Origin of the sequence: Flavobacterium hercynium, assembly GCF_002217285.1 — a bacterium.
Lineage (GTDB): Bacteria > Bacteroidota > Bacteroidia > Flavobacteriales > Flavobacteriaceae > Flavobacterium > Flavobacterium hercynium.
In genome coordinates, this window is record NZ_MUGW01000002.1 from 160694 (window position 1) to 183855 (window position 23162).

Annotated in this window: 22 protein-coding genes and 2 tRNA genes; 11 read left to right on the top strand and 13 right to left on the bottom strand. The window is 34.8% G+C overall.

Features of this window, described 5'->3' with window-relative positions; genetic code table 11:
• Positions 1-6: 6 nt before the first annotated feature.
• Both aceA and aceB read right to left on the bottom strand, forming a co-directional pair.
• A complete protein-coding gene (aceA, locus tag B0A66_RS01020; protein ID WP_089047985.1) occupies positions 7-1287 on the bottom strand; it encodes an isocitrate lyase in 1281 nt (426 codons plus the stop codon).
• 142 nt (positions 1288-1429) lie between these two features.
• Positions 1430-3031: a malate synthase A gene (aceB, locus tag B0A66_RS01025; RefSeq protein WP_089047986.1), complete on the bottom strand. Its 1602-nt coding sequence runs from the start codon at positions 3029-3031 to the stop codon at positions 1430-1432.
• Between the two features lie 209 nt (positions 3032-3240).
• Here aceB and B0A66_RS01030 point away from each other — a divergent pair, with 209 nt between their 5' ends.
• The 3 genes from B0A66_RS01030 (at position 3241) to B0A66_RS01040 (ending at position 6358) form a co-directional block, all read left to right on the top strand.
• Positions 3241-4722 (top strand): helix-turn-helix domain-containing protein, encoded by a 1482-nt coding sequence (locus tag B0A66_RS01030; RefSeq protein ID WP_089047987.1) that lies wholly within the window; start codon positions 3241-3243, stop codon positions 4720-4722.
• Between the two features lie 262 nt (positions 4723-4984).
• A complete protein-coding gene (locus tag B0A66_RS01035) occupies positions 4985-5701 on the top strand; it encodes a pirin family protein (protein WP_089047988.1) in 717 nt (238 codons plus the stop codon).
• 123 nt (positions 5702-5824) lie between these two features.
• Complete coding sequence (locus tag B0A66_RS01040; protein ID WP_089047989.1) at positions 5825-6358, top strand: YceI family protein; 534 nt, start codon at positions 5825-5827, stop codon at positions 6356-6358.
• Positions 6359-6496: 138 nt separating this feature from the next.
• Here the strand turns inward: B0A66_RS01040 and B0A66_RS01045 are convergent, their stop codons facing one another.
• Positions 6497-7360, bottom strand: coding sequence for a helix-turn-helix domain-containing protein (locus tag B0A66_RS01045; protein ID WP_089047990.1), 864 nt, complete (start codon positions 7358-7360; stop codon positions 6497-6499).
• A gap of 184 nt (positions 7361-7544) precedes the next feature.
• On the opposite strand from B0A66_RS01045, the gene B0A66_RS01050 reads away from it, so the two are divergent.
• Positions 7545-7907 carry a DUF983 domain-containing protein gene (locus B0A66_RS01050; RefSeq protein WP_089047991.1) on the top strand — a complete coding sequence of 121 codons (363 nt, stop codon included), beginning with the start codon at positions 7545-7547 and terminating at the stop codon, positions 7905-7907.
• Between the two features lie 72 nt (positions 7908-7979).
• A complete protein-coding gene (gene fabD / locus B0A66_RS01055) occupies positions 7980-8855 on the top strand; it encodes an ACP S-malonyltransferase (protein ID WP_089048144.1) in 876 nt (291 codons plus the stop codon).
• 86 nt (positions 8856-8941) lie between these two features.
• On the opposite strand, the gene B0A66_RS01060 is transcribed toward fabD, so the two are convergent.
• The 5 genes from B0A66_RS01060 to B0A66_RS01080 all read right to left on the bottom strand — a co-directional run bounded on the left by B0A66_RS01060 (position 8942) and on the right by B0A66_RS01080 (position 12198).
• Positions 8942-9259 carry a hypothetical protein gene (locus B0A66_RS01060; RefSeq protein WP_089047992.1) on the bottom strand — a complete coding sequence of 106 codons (318 nt, stop codon included), beginning with the start codon at positions 9257-9259 and terminating at the stop codon, positions 8942-8944.
• Positions 9247-9444 carry a hypothetical protein gene (locus B0A66_RS01065; RefSeq protein ID WP_089047993.1) on the bottom strand — a complete coding sequence of 66 codons (198 nt, stop codon included), beginning with the start codon at positions 9442-9444 and terminating at the stop codon, positions 9247-9249. Before B0A66_RS01065 ends, B0A66_RS01060 begins: the two co-directional genes overlap by 13 nt.
• Positions 9445-9586: 142 nt before the next feature.
• Positions 9587-10600 carry a UDP-glucose 4-epimerase GalE gene (gene galE / locus B0A66_RS01070; RefSeq protein ID WP_089047994.1) on the bottom strand — a complete coding sequence of 338 codons (1014 nt, stop codon included), beginning with the start codon at positions 10598-10600 and terminating at the stop codon, positions 9587-9589.
• 16 nt (positions 10601-10616) lie between these two features.
• A complete protein-coding gene (locus tag B0A66_RS01075; RefSeq protein ID WP_089047995.1) occupies positions 10617-11060 on the bottom strand; it encodes a nuclear transport factor 2 family protein in 444 nt (147 codons plus the stop codon).
• A gap of 4 nt (positions 11061-11064) precedes the next feature.
• Complete coding sequence (locus B0A66_RS01080) at positions 11065-12198, bottom strand: DegT/DnrJ/EryC1/StrS family aminotransferase (protein ID WP_089047996.1); 1134 nt, start codon at positions 12196-12198, stop codon at positions 11065-11067.
• Between the two features lie 136 nt (positions 12199-12334).
• On the opposite strand from B0A66_RS01080, the gene B0A66_RS01085 reads away from it, so the two are divergent.
• Together B0A66_RS01085 and B0A66_RS01090 are read left to right on the top strand one after the other, a co-directional pair.
• A complete protein-coding gene (locus B0A66_RS01085) occupies positions 12335-13567 on the top strand; it encodes a 3-deoxy-D-manno-octulosonic acid transferase (RefSeq protein WP_089047997.1) in 1233 nt (410 codons plus the stop codon).
• A 344-nt stretch (positions 13568-13911) separates the two neighbouring features.
• Positions 13912-14124 (top strand): PG1828 family lipoprotein, encoded by a 213-nt coding sequence (locus B0A66_RS01090; protein WP_089047998.1) that lies wholly within the window; start codon positions 13912-13914, stop codon positions 14122-14124.
• Positions 14125-14245: 121 nt separating this feature from the next.
• Here the strand turns inward: B0A66_RS01090 and B0A66_RS01095 are convergent, their stop codons facing one another.
• The 4 genes from B0A66_RS01095 to mutS form a co-directional block, all read right to left on the bottom strand.
• Complete coding sequence (locus B0A66_RS01095) at positions 14246-14620, bottom strand: DUF1508 domain-containing protein (RefSeq protein WP_089047999.1); 375 nt, start codon at positions 14618-14620, stop codon at positions 14246-14248.
• Positions 14621-14879: 259 nt separating this feature from the next.
• Positions 14880-14965 (bottom strand) — tRNA-Leu (locus tag B0A66_RS01100).
• Positions 14966-14979: 14 nt separating this feature from the next.
• Positions 14980-15052, bottom strand: a tRNA-Gly gene (locus B0A66_RS01105).
• A gap of 149 nt (positions 15053-15201) precedes the next feature.
• Entirely contained in the window at positions 15202-17808 is a 2607-nt protein-coding gene (mutS, locus tag B0A66_RS01110) for a DNA mismatch repair protein MutS (protein WP_165766567.1), read from the bottom strand.
• Positions 17809-17971: 163 nt separating this feature from the next.
• On the opposite strand from mutS, the gene B0A66_RS01115 reads away from it, so the two are divergent.
• Both B0A66_RS01115 and B0A66_RS01120 read left to right on the top strand, forming a co-directional pair.
• The gene (locus B0A66_RS01115) at positions 17972-18403 is read left to right on the top strand and encodes a DUF1573 domain-containing protein (RefSeq protein WP_089048000.1); all 432 of its coding nucleotides are present in this window, start codon (positions 17972-17974) and stop codon (positions 18401-18403) included.
• A gap of 75 nt (positions 18404-18478) precedes the next feature.
• The gene (locus B0A66_RS01120) at positions 18479-19015 is read left to right on the top strand and encodes an RNA methyltransferase (protein WP_089048001.1); all 537 of its coding nucleotides are present in this window, start codon (positions 18479-18481) and stop codon (positions 19013-19015) included.
• Positions 19016-19025: 10 nt separating this feature from the next.
• On the opposite strand, the gene folK is transcribed toward B0A66_RS01120, so the two are convergent.
• Positions 19026-20165: a 2-amino-4-hydroxy-6-hydroxymethyldihydropteridine diphosphokinase gene (gene folK / locus B0A66_RS01125; protein ID WP_089048002.1), complete on the bottom strand. Its 1140-nt coding sequence runs from the start codon at positions 20163-20165 to the stop codon at positions 19026-19028.
• 135 nt (positions 20166-20300) lie between these two features.
• On the opposite strand from folK, the gene sppA reads away from it, so the two are divergent.
• Together sppA and B0A66_RS01135 are read left to right on the top strand one after the other, a co-directional pair.
• Entirely contained in the window at positions 20301-22058 is a 1758-nt protein-coding gene (gene sppA, locus B0A66_RS01130) for a signal peptide peptidase SppA (protein WP_089048003.1), read from the top strand.
• A gap of 8 nt (positions 22059-22066) precedes the next feature.
• A complete protein-coding gene (locus B0A66_RS01135) occupies positions 22067-23014 on the top strand; it encodes an alpha/beta hydrolase (RefSeq protein ID WP_089048004.1) in 948 nt (315 codons plus the stop codon).
• Positions 23015-23162 lie beyond the last annotated feature (148 nt).

Genomic DNA, 23162 nt, shown 5'->3' on the forward strand with positions numbered 1-23162 from the left:
TTTGAATTAAAATTGCTCAACCTCTGTAGAATGTTTCATTGCGGTAGTTGAAGATCTTCCTATCGTAACCGTATTCTGAACGGCATCAAAATAAGAAGTTCCCACAAATGCCTGATGTTTTACAGCTCTGAATCCGCTTTGCTGTAAAGCAAATTCTCGTTCCTGCAATTCAGAGTAGCCTGCCATTCCGCGTTCTTTATAGGCCTTAGACAATTCGAACATACTTGTATTTAAAGCATGGAATCCTGCAAGTGTAATAAACTGAAATTTATATCCCATTGCAGCAAGATCTTCTCTAAACGTTTCCATCTCAGCTACTGATAACTTTGCAGCCCAGTTAAAAGAAGGAGAACAATTGTACGCCAGCATTTTATCAGGAAATTCCTTTTTCATTGCATCAGCAAATTTTTTAGCATATACCAAATCAGGATTACTGGTTTCCATCCAAATCAAATCAGCATAAGGTGCGTAGCTCAATCCTCTTGCAATCCCTTGGTCAATACCATTTTTTACATAAAAAAAGCCTTCATTGGTTTTCTCACCAGTAATAAATTTAGCATCACGCGGATCAGCATCGCTGGTCAGTAAATTTGCAGCGTCAGCATCTGTTCTTGCCACAATCAAAGTCGAAACTCCCATTACATCTGCTGCTAAACGAGCCGCAATCAATTTGTTTATCGCTTCCTGAGTGGGCACCAGAACTTTACCTCCTAAGTGCCCGCATTTTTTAGCCGAACTTAATTGATCCTCAAAATGAACTCCAGACGCTCCGGCCTCGATCATCGATTTCATTAATTCAAAAGCATTCAGATTTCCCCCAAAACCTGCTTCTGCATCAGCTACAATCGGAACCAGATAATCTTTTTTATCTTCTACCTCATTTACTACCTGAATCTGATCAGCACGTAATAAGGCACTGTTTATTTTTTTTACTACCATTGGCACGCTGTTTACCGGGTATAGCGATTGATCAGGATACATTTCTCCCGCCAAATTAGCATCGGCAGCTACTTGCCAGCCACTCAAATAAATAGCTTCTAAGCCCGCATCGACTTCCTGAATAGCCTGATTTCCGGTTAATGCGCCCAAACCCGCAACATAATCCTGATTTTTTAACTTGCTCCATAATTTTTGCGCTCCCATTTTGGCAATAGAATGCTCAATATGATACGAACCCTGAAGCGTAATTACCTCTGTAGCCGTGTACGGACGTTCAACTCCTTTCCATCTTAGGTTTGTAATCCAATCGTTAATCAATTCCTGAATTCTGTCTTCTGTAGTTTTCATAAATAATATAGTTAAGTTGGTTAGTAAAGCTTTTTATTAAATCAATTAAAAATTGAGAATTAAAAATTAAAAATGTTTTTTCACGCGGATTTAGAAAGTATTACAGATAACGCCAGATTTTTAATTTTTAATTTTTAATTGATCAAAGGTATTTGTAACACGGAATCGTTAGAAAGTCAACGAAATCAGCATTTACAACTAGCCTTTCCAGCACTTTTTCTGCTAGCGGAAATTGTCTTTTTTCGTAAATTTCTTCGCCCAATTCATTTTTAATTTTCTCAAATTCATCTAAAGTCAATTCGTGATAATGAGCGAGATCTAATTTTTTACCGGTATCCAAAACCACTTTATTCTGTAGCCATTGCCACAATTGCGATCTCGATATTTCGGCAGTTGCTGCATCTTCCATTAAATTGTGCAAAGCAGCTGCACCTTGTCCGTTTAACCAAGAAGCCAGATACAATACCGCAATATTGATGTTTTTACGAACACCAGTCTCTGTAATAATTCCGATTGGTGGTTCAATCAGATCTGCCTCTGTGATTTTACGGTATTCTCTTTTAACATGAATCTGATTCGGACCTGGCATTCCGGCATCAAAAACATTCTTAGCCAGTGCAACCAAATCAGGATGTGCTACCCAGGTTCCGTCATGACCATTTCGAACTTCACGTTCTTTATCTGTTTTTACTTTTGCGAAAGCAATAGCATTGGCTTCTTCATTGTTTTTAATTGGAATTTGTGCTGCCATACCGCCAATAGCATGAATACCGCGTTTATGACATCGCTGAATCACCAGATTTGAATAAGCATCCATAAAAGGTGACGTCATATTTACCTGATCGCGATCCGGCACGATGAACTTTGGATTTTTTCGGAATTTCTTGATATAAGAAAAAATATAATCCCAACGCCCACAATTCAATCCTACGATATGCTCCTTCAATTCATATATTATTTCATCTAATTGAAAACTTGCTGTAATGGTTTCTATCAAAACCGTCACTTTTATGGTACCTCGTTTCAGTTTCAAATAATCTTCGGTAAAATCGATTACCGTATTCCACCATCTTGCCTCCAGATAATGTTCCAATTTTGGAATGTAAAAGTAAGGTCCGGAACCACGCTCCAATAATGACTTGTGATTGTGAAAAACATACAATCCGAAATCGACTAATGAACCCGAAACAGGATTCCCCTCAACAGCCAAGTGTTTCTCTGTCAAATGCAATCCACGTGGACGAACTATTAAAGTCGCTAATTTTTCATTTAGCTGATAGCTTTTGTTTTTAACGGTATCAGTATAGGAAATTGTTTTGTTTACAGCATCAATTAAGTTGAGTTGTCCTTCCATTAAATTTTGCCAGGTTGGTGAAGTACTGTCTTCAAAATCTGCCATAAATGTTTTTGCACCTGAATTTAAAGCATTGATAATCATCTTACGGTCAACAGGTCCAGTAACCTCTACTCTACGATCCAGCAAATCTTTCGGAATTTCACCTGCTGTCCAATTACCTTCTCTAACAGCTTTGGTTTCGGCAGGAAAAGACGGCATGACGCCTTGATCAAAAGTTAGCTGTTTTTGTTCGCGTTGCAACAACAATAATTTTCGCTGCGAATCAAATTTGCGATGTAAATCGCTTATAAAAGCAACTGCTTCTTCTGTCCAGATTGTTGGATAAGAAAGGTTCTTTTCGGCTAAAAATTCCATTGCCGTTTCGGTAATCTCTAATTGGTTTTTCATAGCTGCAGATTTTATTTTTGATCAATACTTTATGTTTTAAAGACATTGCTTTTATATCTAAAAAAGACATTACACTTATAAGTAATTAATAGTTAACTAGTTTCACACTACAATGTTAGGAAAAAGTTTTTTACAAAACAAGCGAACGTTCGCTAAATGTGTAAAATATTTTTTTGGCGATTATTTTTATAATAACTACATTTGATATTATGGATATCGAAAAAGACTATATAAAACTGATTTTTGGCCTGAAATTAAAGCAAGTCCGCACCCAAAAGAATCTTTCTCTTTTTGGATTGGCTAAGCTTACTAATCTTTCTAAATCGTATTTGAACGAAATCGAAAAAGGAAAGAAATATCCAAAAACAGATAAAATTTTACTTTTATGCGAGCATCTGGACGTGAGTTACGACCAAATGGTATCGCTAAAACTCGATAACAATCTTGCTCCGATTGGAGAAATTCTAAAATCAGGAATTTTAAAAGAGATTCCGCTTGAACTTTTTGGCATCCAGGAAGCTGATTTAATTGATATTATTGCCAACGCTCCTGCCAAAGTCAATGCTTTTATCAGCACCATAATCGAAATTGCCCAGCATTACAATCTTAGCCGAGAAAGTTTTTTCTTAGCTGCTTTGCGTTCGTATCAGGAAGCACACAGCAATTACTTTGAAGATTTGGAAAACAAAGTGATTGAATTTTCCAAGTCATTTCAGATTAATCTGGACTCTAAAATCAGTATCGAGGAATTACAAGCCATTTTAACGGAAGAATACGAATACAAAATCGAAGAAATCGCTTTTACTGATCAGGAAGCATTGGGCGATCTACGCTCGATTTACGTTCCTAAAAGCAAGACATTATTACTTTCTACGGAAATTGACACTCCCCAAAGGGCTTTTATATTAGCCAAAGAAATTGCATACAACTATCTTAATTTATCAGATCGCCTGCTGACTTTCAGCTGGATTAAGTTTGATAATTTCGATCAGGTGCTGCACAACTTCTACGCTTCGTATTTTGCGGGAGCTTTATTGCTTCCACGCCAATTGGTTGTAGACAAAATCAATAGTTTTTTGCATAACGAAAAACCTAATCCGGAAGAATTTGTTGCTCTTATTGAAAGTTTTGAGGTTTCACCGGAATCTTTTTATCAGAGATTAACCAACTTACTACCGAAAGATTTTCATTTAAAAAATTTATTCTTTCTCCGACTTTCGCATCAAGTTGGTTCTGATGTTTATCAAATTAAAAAAGAATTACACATCACCAACCAACAGGAACCACACGCCAACGAAACCAACGAGCATTATTGCAGACGCTGGGTTTCTGTAAAAACTATCGACGAGGCCATAAAACAAAACAAACCGCACTTTTTTGATGCTCAGATTTCGAGTTATGCCAATAGCGGAAATGAATATCTAGTTTTTTCTTCAGCTACTCAGGATCCTTTTGTACACCACAATATCCGTAGTATTTCGGTTGGAATTTTGATCACGCCGGCAATGAAAAAGAAATTCAAATTCATTGAAGGAAAACCTCTTGTAAAACGAATCGTAGGCGTTACCTGCGAAACCTGCGCCGTACAAGATTGCCTCGAAAGAGCTGCTCCGCCTATCGCACTCGAACAAAAAAAACGACACGAAAATACCGATGCGGTTGTACAGCAGTTTATTGCTAAGTATAGCTGATTGTTGGATTTTTTAGATTGTTGGATGTTTGGATTGTTAGACTTCTTAGACGCTAGATTTCTTAGATTTTACAACATACCTAAAAAGACGCACTGCTGTGCGTCTCTACGTTAAAAAACATCCTAAAAAAAACCTCTGAACCTTTGCAACTCAGAACCTCAGAACCTCAGAACCTTTGAAAAAAACTTAATCTAGGTTAAGTGCGTTTCGTTTATGTTGGTGGTAAATTTGTACCATAATAAAAACAAAACACATAGACATCATGGAAAATATAGTTTTACACAAAGGAGAAACAAGAGGAAATGCAAATCACGGATGGCTTAATGCTTATCATAGTTTTAGTTTTGCAAGCTGGTACAATCCGGATAGAATTCAATTTGGAGCTCTTCGCGTTTTAAATGACGATACGATTGCTGCCGGAATGGGATTCGGAACGCATCCTCACGATAATATGGAAATCATTACGATTCCACTAGAAGGTGATTTAGCACACAAAGACAGCATGGGAAATACTGAAATTATCAAAAATGGTGATATTCAGGTTATGAGTGCCGGAACTGGTGTACAACATAGCGAATTTAACCCAAATGAAGATCAGCAAACTAAATTGTTGCAAATCTGGTTGTTTCCAAACAAAAGAAATGTAGCACCTCGTTATCAGCAAATCACTTTAGACGTTGCAGACAGACACAATAAATTTTCACAAATATTATCGCCTAATGCAGATGATGAAGGTGTTTGGATTCACCAGGATGCATGGTTTAATATGGGGAATTTTGACGCTGGAACTTCTACAACTTATAACTTAAAAAAAGAAGGAAACGGTGTGTATGCTTTTATCTTAAAAGGAAACGTAACGATCAACGGACAAGAATTGAATACCCGCGATGCAATGGGAATTTCAGATTTTGAAACTTTGAACATTACAGCAAATACGGAAGCCGAAATACTTTTAATGGATATTCCGATGAATTATTAATTCTGAAATTAAAAACAGAAAATCAGAGCATTCGCATTTCTTAATCTAGGTTAAGTGCCCAAAGCTTACGCACTCCGTAACTTTGTCTTATCAAAATGAAATTAATATTTAAAAAATAAAATTATGTCAACTACAAAATGGTCAATTGACCCAACACATTCAGAAATTGGTTTTAAAGTTAAACACATGATGTTTACAAATGTTTCAGGAAAATTTGGAACTTACGATGCAACAATTACTACAGACGGAGATAGTTTCGAAAATGCTGCTATTGAGTTTTCTGGCGATATCGCTTCTATTGACACTGCAAATGCAGACAGAGATGGTCACTTAAGAAGTGCTGATTTCTTTGATGTAGAAAACAATCCAAAATTGACTTTCAAAGCTTCGTCTTTCAAAAAAGTTGATGCTGGTGATTATGAATTAACTGGTGATTTAACAATCAAAGGTGTTTCAAAATCAGTAAAATTTCCAGTAGAATTTAGCGGAATCATGACTGATCCATGGGGAAATACAAAAGTAGGTTTAAGCATCGAAGGAAAAATAAACCGTAAAGATTGGGGATTAAACTGGAACTCTGCTCTTGAAACTGGTGGTGTTTTAGTAGGCGAAGAAGTTCGTTTAAACATTGAATTACAATTCGTAAAACAAGCGTAATTCTTTAATAATTTAGGTTTTAATTTGGTTGGTTAAAAACGCCTGTGCTTTTTCAAGTACAGGCGTTTTTTTGTTGCTATAAAAATAGCCACGAATTCATGAATTATTTTCCCATTAATGAATTCTTGGCTAAAAAACTCATCGTAACGTATTTCTAAATTCAGTTGGCGATGATCCGGTTTGTTTTTTAAAAAATCTGGAAAAATACGAGTAATCTTCATAACCCACTTTGAAAGCAATTTCGTTTACGGCTAATTGTTTGTCGATCAACATTCGTTTTATCTCCAAAATAACCCGATCTGTAATGACTTCTGTTGCTGTTTTTTGTAAAATTTCATTGCAAATACGATTTAAATGTTTCAACGTAATATTTAATTTTTCTGCATAAAAGGAAGGCAGTTTTTCTTCTCTGAAATAGCGCTCCAAAAGCAACTCAAACGTATTGATTTTAACATTATAAGAATGTGTCTGATGCGAGTATGTTTCGCTGTACTTGCGCGCGATCTCAATATGAATACAATCCAGCAAATTCAGCATTTTATCCAATTGATGTTTTTGCTCTTGGTTATTTTCTTCAATCAGTAAATTAAAATAAGGCAGGATTTTAGGAATCTGATTTTCTTCAAAAACCATTTCGGGACGATTGTGTATAGAATGATAAAAATTATACTCGTTGATGTTTTTCTGTCCGAAGTATAAATTATAAAGTTCCTGCGAAAAAATAATCACAAAGCCTTCAATATCTTCAGACAAACTCCAATGGTGCATTTGTCCGGGCTGCAAAACAAACAAGCTGCCTTTTTTAATTTCAAATTGATCAAAATCAACTTCATGCTGTCCGGAACCATTGGTAAAAAATACCATCAAATAGGAATCATGCCGATGTGGTTCTTCTACAAAACTGTGACTTTTTAAATGTTCTGTAAATGTATTTACGTAAAAATCACGATGCACATCGTTACAACTAAAATTCTGAACACTATAAACGGGATACTTTTTCATATCTGTAGAATTTATTTTTTATTAGTCCTATATGGGATCGCCCAATCACCTTTTTCGTTTACAAAGTCATTTAAGGCAGGCGATGTTATACAAATGTCTTTATTGTGCTATAATAAGCGAAGATATAAAAAAGACTTTTAAGTCATTCCAAATTACCTTTGTATAAATAAAAAACAACAAAGTCATGTCAAGCGCATTAACCCATATTTTAAAAAACGAATGTCCTGTTTGTCACACCGGAAAAGTATTTACAGACAAAAATATTTTCCTGAATTTTGGTTTGCCAAAAATGAACGAATACTGCAGTCACTGTAATTACAAGTTTCAAAAAGAGCCTGGTTATTTCTTTGGCGCTATGTATGTAAACTACGGATTAACAGTCGCTCAGGGAATCGCAACCTTTTGTATTGCTCAGTATTTCTTTGAGAAAAATTTCGATTTAAGAATTATTCCAATCATTGCCGTTGTGATTACTTTACTCACCTCTTTCAATCTAAGATTTTCGAGATTGGTATGGATTTACATGTTTAAGGATTATACGAGCTAAAAAAATGCTATTTTTGTCTTTCAATTGAAAAGTAGTTTCAATTCAAAAAAAAATAAAAAACAAACTAGACAAATGAAAGCATATGTATTTCCGGGTCAGGGGGCACAATTCACAGGAATGGGCAAAGACCTTTATGAAAACTCGGCTCTAGCCAAAGAATTATTCGAAAAAGCTAACGAAATTTTAGGTTTTAGAATTACAGATATCATGTTCGAAGGTACTGCCGAAGAACTAAAAGAAACTAAGGTTACACAGCCTGCTGTTTTTTTACATTCGGTTATTTTAGCAAAAACTTTAGGCGACGATTTTAAACCGGAAATGGTTGCAGGACATTCTTTAGGAGAATTCTCTGCTTTGGTTGCTAATGGCGCTTTATCTTTTGAAGACGGATTAAAATTGGTTTCTCAACGTGCTTTAGCAATGCAAAAGGCATGCGAAATCAAACCTTCTACAATGGCCGCTGTTTTAGGCTTAGCTGATAATATCGTAGAAGAAGTTTGTGCTTCTATCGACGGAGTTGTAGTGGCTGCGAATTATAACTGCCCTGGACAATTGGTAATTTCAGGTGAAACTTCTGCTGTTGAAAAAGCTTGTGAAGCTATGAAAGCGGCCGGAGCAAAACGTGCTTTGCTTTTACCTGTTGGAGGAGCTTTTCACTCTCCTATGATGGAACCGGCAAGAGAGGAATTAGCAGCTGCTATTGAAGCAACTTCATTCTCTACTCCTATCTGTCCGGTTTACCAAAATGTTACAGCAAATGCTGTTTCAGATGCAAACGAAATAAAAAAGAACTTAATTATTCAATTGACTGCTCCTGTAAAATGGACACAATCGGTACAGCAAATGATCGCTGACGGCGCTACTTTGTTTACTGAAGTTGGTCCTGGTAAAGTATTAGCTGGTCTGATTAATAAAATTGACAAAGAAGCGGCTACTGCCAATGCATAATTTTTAGTAGTCAGTTTTTTAACTCTCAGTTAAAAAACTTCACAATAAAAAATCCTCATGAACAAATTGTTTATGAGGATTTGTTTTTATAACTCTTTTGCTTCTGAACAGTAATTATTTGTAATTCCTGTTATTAAATAATTTTGATCTCTTTTTTCAAAAAAGACATACCAAGTTGTTCGGTTATTTGGTTTATAAAAAATATAATTCAAACCTAAGTATTGAAGTGCTTTAGGTGTTTTCTTTTCTGGAAAATTTGAAATATTTAAAATAATAAAATCCACTATTTTATCAACATAATTTTGTGCCGATTCAGCAAAACCAAAATATTCATTTTTTAGAAGAGTAAACACTAAATCGTCAAAATATTCCAGGACAGCATTTTTAAAAATTACTTTTTCCAAGGATACGCTTTTATTCTCTTAGACATTTCAGCTTTAAACTCCTCTGGCGTTAATCCTTTTGCAAATTCAGCGTCAAAATCAAAAGTTTCTCGATCTATTCCTTTAAATTGAGGTTTTTGAATTTCATATTCTACGGCTGGCTCTTCAACCTTATTGTTTTCCTTGTTTTCTTTTTTCTTATTCATGGCTTATAAAATTTTATCTTACAAATTTACGAAATAACATAAAAAGATAAAGCCAAAATAATTTGGTTATTTTGGCTTTTTAATAAAAACGAGAGACGCACTGCTGTGCGTCTCTACAGTATAAAATATCTTCATATAAATTTTACGAACGAACTTTTTGTTCCCATTTCCAGGCACTTGCCATTGCTTCGTCTAAACTTAACTCTGCTTTCCAGCCCAGCACGTTATTTGCTTTGTCTGTATTCGCATACGCTTCTGTGATATCGCCTTCGCGACGTGGCATAATTTTATAAGGTAATTTTTTCTCGCTTACTTTTTCGAAACTGTGTATTACTTCAAGTACAGAACTTCCTGTTCCGGTTCCTAAATTAAATGTTTCTACTTTTTGCAAATTCTTTTTATTAAACAAGCGCTGTAAAGCAATAACGTGTGCTTTTGCTAAATCAACTACGTGAATGTAATCACGAACTGCAGTTCCGTCTGACGTTGGATAATCATCACCAAAAACAGATAATTCCTGACGTAATCCTACTCCGGTTTGTGTAATAAAAGGCACTAAATTTTGTGGTACTCCAATTGGTAATTCTCCAATTTCAGTTGTAGCATGCGCTCCAACCGGATTAAAATAACGTAATAAAATAGCACTAATATTAGTTACTTTCGCAGTGTCAGTAATGATTTCTTCACCAATTTGTTTGGTGTTTCCGTAAGGAGACATTGCTGCCTGCACAGGAGCATCTTCTGTAATTGGCATTTTTTCTGCCTGACCATAAACCGTACAAGAAGAACTAAAAATAAAACTTGCCTCCGGTTTTTGTTGTAATTCCTGTAAAAGATACACTAAACTGCTAATATTGTTTTCATAATACAGTAACGGATTCTCAACACTTTCTCCAACTGCTTTTGATGCTGCAAAGTGAATTACTCCGGTAACATCATTGTGTTTTTTAAAGAAATCCTGAACAGCCGCTTTTTCTCTTAAATCTAATTTTTCGAATAAAGGCGTTTTTCCTGTAATGTTGGTAATTCCTTTTAAAACATCTTCTGTAGAATTCGAAAGGTTATCGATGATCACCACTTCATAGCCTTCATTTTGCAATTCAACTACGGTGTGAGAACCGATAAAACCTAATCCTCCTGTTACTAATACTTTCATTTTTTGGTTTGTTTTTTTATGTAGTTAATTTGTACGCTTGTCTGGCGACAAGAATCCAATTGTTTTTTTGCTTTTGCCAAACAAGCATTATTCCTATTTTAATATCACGATCAATACCATCATCTTTTGTGTGAGCAGCCAGTACATGTCGCACTATTGCAACATCATTAGTAACGGTGATCGTTTGATTTTGAAATTCAATCGAGACAAAATCAGATTTACCGCTAACGATTCCTTCTACAAATTCGGCTTGATTTTGGTAATTTCCATTGGAATGAACATAATTCAGATTTTCTGACGTTAATAATTTTAAATCTTTACCATTGGCATCAATCATTGCTTTGCGCAAAAGTTCGACACGATTAGCAACAGCTGTTTCTTGCTTTAAATCTGATTTTTGAGCAAAAACCGAAAACTGAAAACACACGACTAAAATTAAAACACAGAAAAATCTTTTCATTTTTTTATTTATTTAAAAATTCTAAAACTGAATCTGTAATAAATTTAATTTGCTCATCATCTAATTCTGTATGCATTGGCAACGCAATAACTTCTTTCACCAATTGATTGGTTACCGGAAATTGCTCTTCTTTATAACGTACATCAACATACGCTTTTTGAGAGTGCAACGGAATTGGATAGTAAATAGCACATGGAATTGCTTTATCCTGCAAATGCTGCAACAAAGCATTACGATCAGCATCTACAATTCTCAACACATATTGGTGGAAAACGTGATCATTTTCATTGGCATCAAATTCTGGAACAATGATGTTAGCATGTCCCGCAAAAGCAGCATTGTATTTTGTTGCAGCTAAACGACGTGCTGTATTATATTCATTCAGTAAAGGTAATTTTGCATTTAAAACACCAGCCTGAATACTATCTAAACGTGAATTCACACCTACAACATCATGATGGTAACGCTCATACATTCCGTGGTTTACAATTCCGCGAATAATGTGCGCTAATTTATCATCGTTAGTAAAAATTGCTCCTCCATCTCCGTAACAACCTAAGTTTTTAGATGGAAAAAATGAAGTTGCAGCTACATGTCCAATTACCCCAACTTTACTTTTTGTACCTGTTTTAGAAACATAATCAGCTCCAATTGCCTGAGCATTATCTTCTATTACATATAAATTGTGTTCTGCAGCAATTTCCATAATAGCATCCATATTGGCTGCACGTCCAAACAAGTGTACCGGAACAATGGCTTTTGTTTTTGGCGTGATTGCTTTTTTAATTGCCTCGATATCAATATTCATGTTTACCATATCAACATCTACTAAAACCGGAGTCAATTGCAGTAAAGCAATTACCTCAACAGTTGCAGCAAAAGTAAAATCTGCCGTAATCACCTCATCGCCTGGCTTCAAATCCAATCCCATCATAGCAATTTGCAACGCATCTGTTCCGTTCGCACAAGGAATAACGTGTTTTGCACCTAAATAATCTTCCAGATTCTTTTGAAATTGGTGTACTAAAGGTCCGTTTATATAAGTATTGGTATCTAAAACTTCTTGAATTGAAGCATCGACAGTTGATTTTATTTTCTCGTATTGACTCTTTAAGTCAACCATTTGAATTTTTTTCATTTCTCTTTCTTTATTTAAAACTTAAGAATTGTTTTTGGAACTTAATCTTTAAAACGCACAACAAAAATAGTTATTAATCCCTTCAAACCAATGAAAATAATTCAAAGAAACGTATTTTAGCACCAAAATTATAAACATGCTTTTTCTATACAATTTAGTAGTTTCCATCGCTGGTTTTTTAATAAGAATCGTTGCTTTGTTCAGCCCGAAAATCAAACTTTTTGTAGACGGACGCAAAAATGTTTTCACCATTTTAGAGAACAAAATAAAAACCACAGACAAAACAATCTGGTTTCACGCTGCTTCCTTGGGAGAATATGAACAAGGGCTTCCGGTGATCGAAAAAATCAAAGAAAAATATCCTTCGCATAAAATCATCGTTACTTTTTTCTCGCCTTCGGGATATGAAGTTCGCAAAAACAATACTGTTGCAGACGTTACTTTATACCTTCCTTTAGACACCAAAAGCAATGCAAAAAGATTCCTAAAACTAGCGCATCCTGAATTTGTCTTTTTCATTAAATATGAATTCTGGCTAAACTATTTAAAAGAATTAGAAACGAGCAAAACACCAACCTATTTAATATCGGGTATATTTAGAGACAATCAAATGTTCTTTAAATGGTACGGCGGTTTTTACCGAAAAGCATTAAACGCCTTCACTTACTTTTTTCTTCAGAATGAAAGTTCAAAACAAAAAATTGAAGCTCTCGGATTCAACAATGTAATTGTTTCCGGAGATACACGTTTTGATCGTGTAAATGCAATTTTAGAAAGAGACAACTCACTAGACTACATCGAAAGTTTTAAAAACAATCAAACAACGATTATCATCGGAAGTTCATGGCCGAAAGACGAATCCTTATTAATTGAGTATATTAATCAGGCTCCAGACGATGTAAAATTTATTATTGCACCACATAATATTAAAGGAGAACAAATCTCAAACCTTAAAACACAAATTACAAAATCAAGCATTTTATTTTCTGAGAAAGAAAACCAAAACCTAGAAGTATACAATGTGTTTATTATTGACACAGTTGGGCTATTAACCAAAATCTACAGCTACGGAACGATTGCGTATGTAGGAGGCGGTTTTGGAAACCCGGGAGTCCATAATATTCTGGAGCCCGCTACATTTGGCATTCCAATTGTTATTGGCCCTAATTACTCGAACTTTGCAGAAGCAGTTCAGCTTGTTGCATTGGGCGGATGCACTGTGATTTCTAACTTAGACGAACTAAAAGAAAGCCTTGATCTCCTGATTACAGACACAAATTTACTTCAGGAAAAAGGGCAAATTTGTAAGTCCTATATACAGGATAATAAGGGCGCAACAAACACCATTATGCAACAGGTTTATTCATAATCGTACTTAAAAAACATACATTTCAAGACGATTGTCAGGTAAAAAAACTCAAAATCATCTTTTTTCATCAGAACGAAAAGGTCAAATTACGCTCAAAAAACAAAACATATAGCAAGTAAGTAAATTAAAATACCCAATTCACTTACATAATATTCAACAAAAAATAATTTACACAAAAAATATAACAAAAGAATCCCGTATTATCATTGTGGCACATTATTTGATAATTAACTTACACGTGAGCAACGAAAATAATTTAAAAAAAAAGTAAAAAAATATTTTACATATTAAAAAATTTATATCTTTGCCACGAATTAATAATTAACCTTTTATAATAAAGTAAGATGAAAAAAGTATTTTTAAGTTTAGCTGTTGTTGCTGTTTTAACTGTTGTATCTTGTAAAAAAGCTGACGCTGCAGCTACTGAAACTGTAGATTCTACTGCTGTTGTTGTTGACTCTGCTGCTGCTGTAGTTGATTCTGCTGCTGTAACTGTTGACTCTGCTGCTGCAAAAGTTGATTCTGCTGCTGCTAAAGTAGAAGAAGTAAAAAAATAATTAGAACCTAGATTCTAAAAATTTTAAAACCATCAATTTGATGGTTTTTTTATGCCCTAAAGTTTCGATTTTAGGACTGACTAGTCACAAAAAAAGCGATCATTCACATGATCGCTTTTTTTTATTCTTCTACTTCTTCCTCAACTTCCTCATCTTCAAAAATAGATTCCGTAGATGAAAAATCCAGAATCTCAGACCTGGAAGCATACGTTACAATTTCTTTTATTCCCTTCTGCAAAAGCAACTCTGTAGTGTATTTACGACTGGTTGCAAAATGAACCTCCCCAAGCATCAATTTAAAAAAATACTTTCCTCCAGACCCTTTAAATTTCAAAAACCGAGCTTGATCTGTAGCCAGTTTAAATTTCTCAATCTCCTCTTCACATTCAAACTTCAATTCATAACTCAGACTCGTAAAGATCACTTTCCCTTTTCTAGAAGTAAACACAAACTTATATTCATCATTAAATCGCCTGCTAATAACAAAAGCTCCCATTTACATTTTTTAATTTTAGATTGTTGATTTTAGATTTTAGATTATTAGATTGCTAGATTATTAGACTGTTAGATTTTTTTAGACTATTAAACCTTTAAACTTTTAGACCGCTAGATATTATAATTTTTAGATTACCAGACCTTTAGATTACTAGACATCAAGACCTAAAAACCTCAAATACTTAGAATCTTAGATCCTCAAAACCTCAGCCCCTTAAAAAAGACAATAAAAAAAGCCTCTTCAAAAGAAGAGGCTTTAGTACTCAGAGCGGGACTTGAACCCGCACGAACATTGCTGTTCACTGGATTTTAAGTCCAGCGTGTCTACCAATTTCACCATCCGAGCATTATATGGTTTTGAGCGAAAAACGGGGCTCGAACCCGCGACCTCGACCTTGGCAAGGTCGCGCTCTACCAACTGAGCTATTTTCGCATTTCAAATTCTCGTAAGAACCGCAATACCTCACTTGTGCTGTATTGCGAGTGCAAATTTAGGACATTTATTCAATTACACAAGCGTTTTTCGAAAAAAAATCACACTTATTTTATAACTTTCTGATAACCTAAACTTTAAATCTGAATTTATTTTTTGTTCAACATTCTTTTAATCTCATTGAGTTTCATCAATGCTTCTACTGGTGTTATCGCATTTATATCAAGATTCAAAATTTCTTCTTTTATTTCTTCCAACAAAGGATCATCTAAATTAAAGAAACTCATTTGCATCTCATCACTTGCCTGCTTAACGCCATTTAAAGCATCGCTTGAATGATTTTTTTCTAATTTCTTCAGCAGCTTTTGCGCTTTCAAAATTACAAGCTGCGGCATTCCCGCCATTTTTGCAACATGAATACCAAAACTATGCGCACTTCCTCCTTTTACGAGCTTACGAACAAAAAGAACGGTGTCTTTTAGCTCTTTCACCGCAACATTAAAATTTTGTATTCTCGAAAGCGATTCGGTCATTTCATTTAGTTCATGATAATGCGTTGCAAACAATGTTTTAGGTTTTGAAGGATGTTCGTGCAGAAACTCCGCTATCGCCCACGCAATCGAAATTCCATCGTACGTACTTGTTCCTCTACCAATTTCATCTAGCAACACTAAACTTCGATCTGAAATGTTATTCAAAATAGAAGCCGTTTCATTCATCTCGACCATAAAAGTAGATTCTCCCATCGAAATATTATCCGACGCTCCTACTCTTGTAAAAATCTTATCTACAATTCCCATTCTAACAATGTCTGCAGGAACAAAACTTCCCATTTGAGCCAGCAATACAATTAGCGCCGTTTGTCTCAAAATTGCCGACTTACCCGACATGTTAGGACCTGTAATCATAATGATTTGCTGCGTCTCTCTGTCTAAATAAACATCATTGGCAATATAAGGAGTTCCTACCGGTAATTGCTTTTCGATTACCGGATGTCTTCCGTTTTTGATTTCAAGCTCAAACGATTCGTCAATTTCCGGACACACATATTGGTTTTCTACTGCAAGCTGCGTAAACGAGCACAAACAGTCCAATTGCGCCACCAAATTAGCGTTCATTTGAACGGGCTTGATATAAGTCGCAATCCAGGCTACTAATTGTTCAAATAAATCGCTTTCAATTTTATAAATCTTTTCTTCTGCACCCAGAATTTTCGTTTCGTATTCTTTTAGCTCTTCTGTGATATAACGTTCTGCATTTACAAGCGTCTGTTTACGAATCCACTCTGTAGGTACTTTATCTTTATGTGTATTTCTAACTTCAATATAATATCCAAAAACATTGTTGAATGAAATTTTCAGAGATGAAATTCCCGTTCTTTCTGATTCTCTTTTTTCAATTCCTTCCAGATATTCTTTTCCTGAAGTCGAAATAGCACGTAAATCGTCTAATTCTTCACTAACTCCTTTTGCAATAGCATTTCCTTTCGCAATAGCGACAGGAGCATCCTGATTTAGGGTTGTATTTATTTTTTCTCTTAAAAGATCACAAGCATGCAAACTATCTCCGATTATTTTTACTGCCTCCTGAGGACTTTTTAAAGCTAAAGTCTTGATCGGAATAATAGCATCCAAAGATTCTTTTAAATACACAATCTCACGAGGAGATACTTTTCCTGCTGCGATCTTAGAAATTAAACGTTCTAAATCTGAAATTTGTTTTATTTGATATTGAATGTTGTGTAAAACTTCTGTATCCGATTTTAGATATGAAACAACATCGTGACGGTTTTTTATTTTATGAGCATCTTTTAATGGTAAAGCCAGCCAGCGTTTTAATAAACGCCCTCCCATTGGCGAAAGCGTTCTGTCTATTACATCTAAAAGCGTTACTGCATTTGGATTATAGCTATGGTACAACTCTAAGTTTCGAATTGTAAAACGATCCATCCACACGTACGCATCTTCCGCAATACGCTGAATTGCCGTTATATGTTGTACACGATTGTGTTGCGTTTCAGACAAATAATATAAAATCGCCCCCGAAGCAATAATTCCTTCTTTTAATTCCTCTACACCAAATCCTTTTAGTGAAACGGTTTCAAAGTGCTTCGTCAACGTTTCTATAGCGTAATCTTCTTTGTAAATCCAGTCTTCGAGATAAAAACTATGAAAGTCATCTCCAAAAGCATCTTTAAAATCTCCTTTATTATTTTTAGGAATCAGAACTTCACTCGGATTAAAATTCTGCAATAGTTTATCAATATATTCTGCATTTCCCTGAGCCGTCAAAAATTCTCCGGTAGAAACATCTAAAAATGAAATTCCGATACTTTTATTTGCGAAATAAACAGAAGCCAAAAAGTTATTTGTTTTAGACTGCAACACCTCATCGTTAAGCGAAACTCCAGGAGTTACCAGTTCTGTAACACCACGTTTCACGATCGTTTTAGTCATTTTAGGATCTTCAAGCTGATCGCAAATGGCAACACGAAGTCCTGCTTTTACTAATTTTGGCAAATAAGTATTGATAGAATGGTGCGGAAAACCAGCCAAAGCGGTTTCTGTTTCAGAACCTGCACCTCTCTTTGTTAAGGTAATTCCTAAAATTTTTGAAGCTCTAATGGCGTCTTCTCCAAAGGTTTCGTAAAAATCTCCCACTCTAAAAAGTAAACAGGCATCAGGATATTTTCTCTTGATTTCATTGTACTGTTTCATTAAGGGTGTTTCTTTCACCACTTTCTCTTTCGCTGCCAAATTATTGTGATTTTAAAATGAAAAATTAAGACAGCGAATTTATGCTATTTTGAAGGAATATAGAAGAACCTTTAAAAATTTAAAATAAATTTAGTCTTTATTTTATCTTTCCATATAAGAATTTTATATAGCTTTGTGTTAATTTTAAAAAAGACTCTAAAAGATGAAAAAAATAATTTTACTTGCTATGTTAGCTGTAGTGGGAATTACGGCTTCTAATGCTCAAAGCACAAAAAAAGCTAAAGCTACAAAAGTTGCTAAAGTTGAAGGCGCTGGAATGGCTTTTGAAACTGAAACTATTGATTACGGAACTATTGCACACAATGCAGATGGAAAACGTGAGTTTGTTTTCGTAAACAACGGAACTAAACCTCTTATCATTACAAGTACTCAAGGATCTTGCGGATGTACTGTTCCGACAACTCCTAAAGAGCCAATCGCTCCAGGTGCTAAAGGTGTTATTGGTGTAAAATATGCTACTGACAGAGTAGGAAGTTTTACAAAAACGGTAACTGTTACTTCTAATGCTGAAGGACAACCAACAAAAATCCTTACTATTAAAGGTGTAGTTTTAGCAGATCCAGTTAAAAGCTAATCTGAAAAAACACTATAATATCGAAAAAGCTTCCTTATCTTTGGAAGCTTTTTTTATGACCCGAATGCAACACAAATGAGAAAACTTGAAAATAGCGAACTAGAAAGAAAATCAATTGAAGATTTTAAAACATCTGAAAAAACACCTTTAATTTTAGTTTTAGATGATATTCGCTCCCTGCACAATATTGGATCTGTATTTAGAACGGCAGATGCTTTTCTAATCGAAAAAATAATATTGTGCGGTATTACCGCTACTCCACCCAATAAAGAAATTCATAAAACGGCTCTTGGCGCTACAGAAACTGTTGCGTGGGAACATCATGAAAGTGTTTTGGAGGTAATAGAAAATTTAAAGAAAGACAACGTGCAGACATTAGCCATTGAGCAAGTAGAAAGTGCTGTTTTTCTTCAGGATTTTAAAGTAGAAGCCAATCAGAAATATGCCTTAGTTTTTGGAAACGAAGTATTTGGTGTATCTCAGGAAGCAGTTGCTATTTGCGATGGCTGTATTGAAATTCCACAATTAGGAACCAAACATTCCCTAAACATTTCTGTTAGTGCAGGAATTGTAGTTTGGGATTTATTTCAAAAACTAAACTGGCCTAAATAAGATTCTATTGTTATTTAGAATTCAATTTCTTTTGAATTTCATCTAAAACAAAAATATAATCTTCATGTCTTTTTACAAAATCGCGATCAGATACATCTATAATTAAAACATTTAGATCTATCTGCGATTTTATATATTCCAAATACCCAATATTTATTTTATCCAGATATTCAGATGTAATGTTTTGCTCATAAGTACGTCCGCGTTTTTTGATATTCTCCAATAATCGCCCTGTATTTTGATATAAGTAAACATACAAATCCGGCTTTGGCATTTCTTTGTAAATAATATCGAACAGGTTTCGGTACAAACGGTATTCATCTTCTGCCAATGTAATTTTAGCAAAAATTAAGGATTTAAAAATATGGTAGTCGGCTACAATAAAATCTTTAAACAAATCAAACTGCGCCAAATCATCTGATAATTGCTGGTAGCGATCAGCAAGAAATGACATTTCAAGCGGAAATGCATATCTATTTTGGTCTTTGTAAAATTTAGGCAAAAAGGGATTGTCGGCAAAACGCTCTAAAACCGTTTTAGCATTAAAATCTTCTGCTACTTTATTCACCAAAGTTGTTTTTCCTGCTCCAATATTTCCTTCAAAAGCAATATAATTGAATTTCTCAAGCGGAATTTCACTCAAAGGACTTTTTAAATCCTGAACAACAGTACATATACTATCGTCTGGTGTAACTGCAATTAATTCTGAAATTGATTTTTGAAAAACAGGATGTTTCCACGCCAGTTTTAAATCCTGCATTGGCAATAGGACAAAATTACGATCCTGCATTAAAGGATGCGGAATAGTAAGCTTCTCTGATTCGATAATTTCATCATCAAAAGCAATCATATCCACATCTATAATTCTGGACTGATATCCTTGTTGATTTAATCTGATTCTGCCTAGCTGTTTTTCGACTTTTAATATCTGGGTAAGTATTTTCTGCGCTGATGCAGTGCTGTGCAAAACCAGAGCACAATTATAAAAAGCATCACTTTCAAATCCCCATGCCGGCGTTTCGTATAATCTGGAAACTTTAAGTACAGTACCTACCTCCTTATGTATTAAATTAATACAATTCTCAATATTCTCTAACCTGTTTCCTTGATTGCTGCCGATGGACAAAACGACCTGATGCTGTGATTTCATAATTAATGCAAATTAACTAAAACTATTTTAGAATTAGCAATATATTTGCGAAACGAGTTCGCTTTTTAGTTGGGATTAAGTGTTTAAAATTTGTAACTTAATTCTTTTTTTGCGACTTATTAAAAAAATATATTTATGAAATTTCTAGGAAATGTAATTGCCACAGTAATTGGTATTTTTGTATTTATCATGTTGTTCTTCTTTGGAATAATCATTATTGGGACTATTTTTGGAGGAGACGAAACTGTTTCTGTTAAATCGGATTCTGTTATCGAATTAGACTTGAAAAAAATCAATAACGATTATGCAGGAAAATATAAAGATCCATTGGTTACTGTTTTTTCAAATAAAAAAGAAATTGGATTAACGGATGTTATTAATGCAATTGATGCTGCAAAGACAGATGACAAAATAAAGGGAATCTCGATCTTAAATGATGAATCATCACTTGGATTAGCGCAATATAAAGATTTAAGAAACGCTCTCGAAAGTTTTAAAAAATCAGGAAAATTTGTTTGGGCATACGCTAATACTTACACTCAAAAAGAATATTACTTAAATTCTGTTGCTAATACTGTTTATCTGAATCCTGTTGGGGATTTAGATTTTAAAGGACTTTCGTCAGAGATTATGTTCTTCAAAGATTTTCAGGACAAATCAGGTATTCACATGGAAGTGATTCGTCACGGAAAATATAAAAGTGCTGTTGAGCCGTTTTTAGACAATAAAATGAGTGAGGCAAACAGAGAGCAATTAACCGCTCTTTTAAACTCGATTTGGAGCACTGTTGTAACAGACATTTCAAAAAGCAGAAATATTCCTGTAGCTAAACTAAACGAAATTGCTGATGGTTTACTGGCAAGAACTCCGGAAATGGCAAAAGCGCAGCATTTAGTAGATGTTGTAGCGTATGAAGATGTATATCATAATGCAATCAAAAAAGCACTAAAAGTTACTGGTGATGATGATTACAATAAAATTTCGATCTCCGATTATACGCAAAATAATATTACAACTGCTTTAACTAATTCTTCAAGCGATCAAATTGCTGTGATTTACGCTCAAGGCGAAATCGCGAGCGGTGAAGGCGATGTAACTGTAATTGGCGAAGGTGCGATGCGCCGTTCTTTGCAGGAAGCCAGAAAAAATGAAGACATAAAAGCAATTGTACTTCGAATCAATAGTCCGGGCGGAAGCGCTTTGACTTCTGACCTGATCTGGAGAGAAATTGAAATTACTAAAAAAGAAAAACCAGTTGTGGTTTCTATGGGTAATTATGCTGCATCAGGAGGTTATTACATCGCTTGTAATGCAGATAAAATCTTTGCAGAAAGCAATACTATAACAGGTTCTATTGGTGTTTTTGGTGTATTGCCAAACTTTACTCCGCTTGCTAACAAATTAGGAATTAACACAGAACAGGTAAAAACACACCAAAATTCAGCGAATTACAGTCCGTTTGTTCCTGTTGATGAAAACTTCAAAGCCTTTACACAAGAAAGCGTAGAGCATATTTACAACACTTTTGTAACGCATGTGGCTCAAGGCCGAAAAATGACTTTTGCTCAGGTAGATGCTATTGCACAAGGAAGAGTCTGGTCTGGCTCAGAAGCTTTAAAAATTGGATTAGTAGATAAAATTGGCGGTTTGAATGATGCTGTTGCCGAGGCAGCAAAACTGGCTAAAGTAAAATCATACAGTACTCAGAATTTCCCTGAATACGAAAAGTCATTTAACGATCTTTTATCTGGTCTGCCATTTGCAAAATCTAAAGAGGCTTTTATAAAAGAAGAAATTGGAGTTGAAAATTATATGATTATTGAGCAGGTAAAAAGATTTCAGAGACAAAAAGGAGTTCAGGCAATGTTGCCTTTTGGAATTAACATTCAATAATTTTTAAGATGAAAAAAATACTCTTCTTTTTTGGTCTCCTGGCAGTTTCATTTGGTAATGCTCAGGAAGCAAAGCAAATGACCTTTAAAGAATCTCCTGCGATCTTAAAAATCAATACTGATCAGCTTTATGGTACGTTAACGGTTCCGGACACAGAGAACAGATGTCCTGTAGCTTTGATTATTGCAGGTTCCGGACCAACGGACAGAAATGGCAACAATTTGACAATGAAAAACAATTCATTGAAATTACTGTCTGAGGCTTTAGCTAAAAATGGTATTGCCTCTTTACGTTATGATAAAAGAGGAATTGGCGAAAGCAAAGCTTTGGCTCCTTTTGAATCCGGTCTTGTTTTTGAAAATTTCATTGAAGATGCTAAAAGCTGGGTTAATTTTTTAAAACAGGACAGACGGTTTTCTCAGATTACCATTATCGGACATAGCGAAGGTTCTCTTATTGGAATGCTTGCAGGTGCAAAAGCAAATAAATTTGTTTCTATTGCCGGAGCCGGTGATGCTGCTGATAAAGTTTTGAAAGCACAAATCGCCAGTAAAGCGACCAAACCATTAGAGGATTTAACTTTCCCGATTATTGACAGTCTGAAAAGCGGAAACACTGTAAAAAAAGTTGACCCTATGCTCAACTCTTTATTCAGACCAAGTATCCAGCCTTATCTTATTTCCTGGTTTAAATACAATCCTCAGACAGAAATAAAAAAACTAACGATTCCTGTTTTAATTTTGCAAGGAAATAATGATTTGCAAGTAACGGTACAAGATGCCGAAGCCTTATCAAAATCGAGCAACAATGGTGAATTGTTAATCATTGATAAAATGAATCATGTTTTAAAGATTATCGACGGAGACAAGCAGGCCAATTTTGCATCCTACAACAATTCAACTTTACCCATTTCTGAAGAACTTGCCAATAAAATAGTTTCTTTTATTAAAAAATAATTTTAGCCGACATTATATTTAAATCCGTTTGAGACTATTCAGACGGATTTTTTATTTTACGCTAAACAATTTCTTAGCATACAACTGTTTTTCGCCCTCAAAGCTTAGCTTTAATTAACCCAAAGTTAATTTACGCTTAACGCTTAAA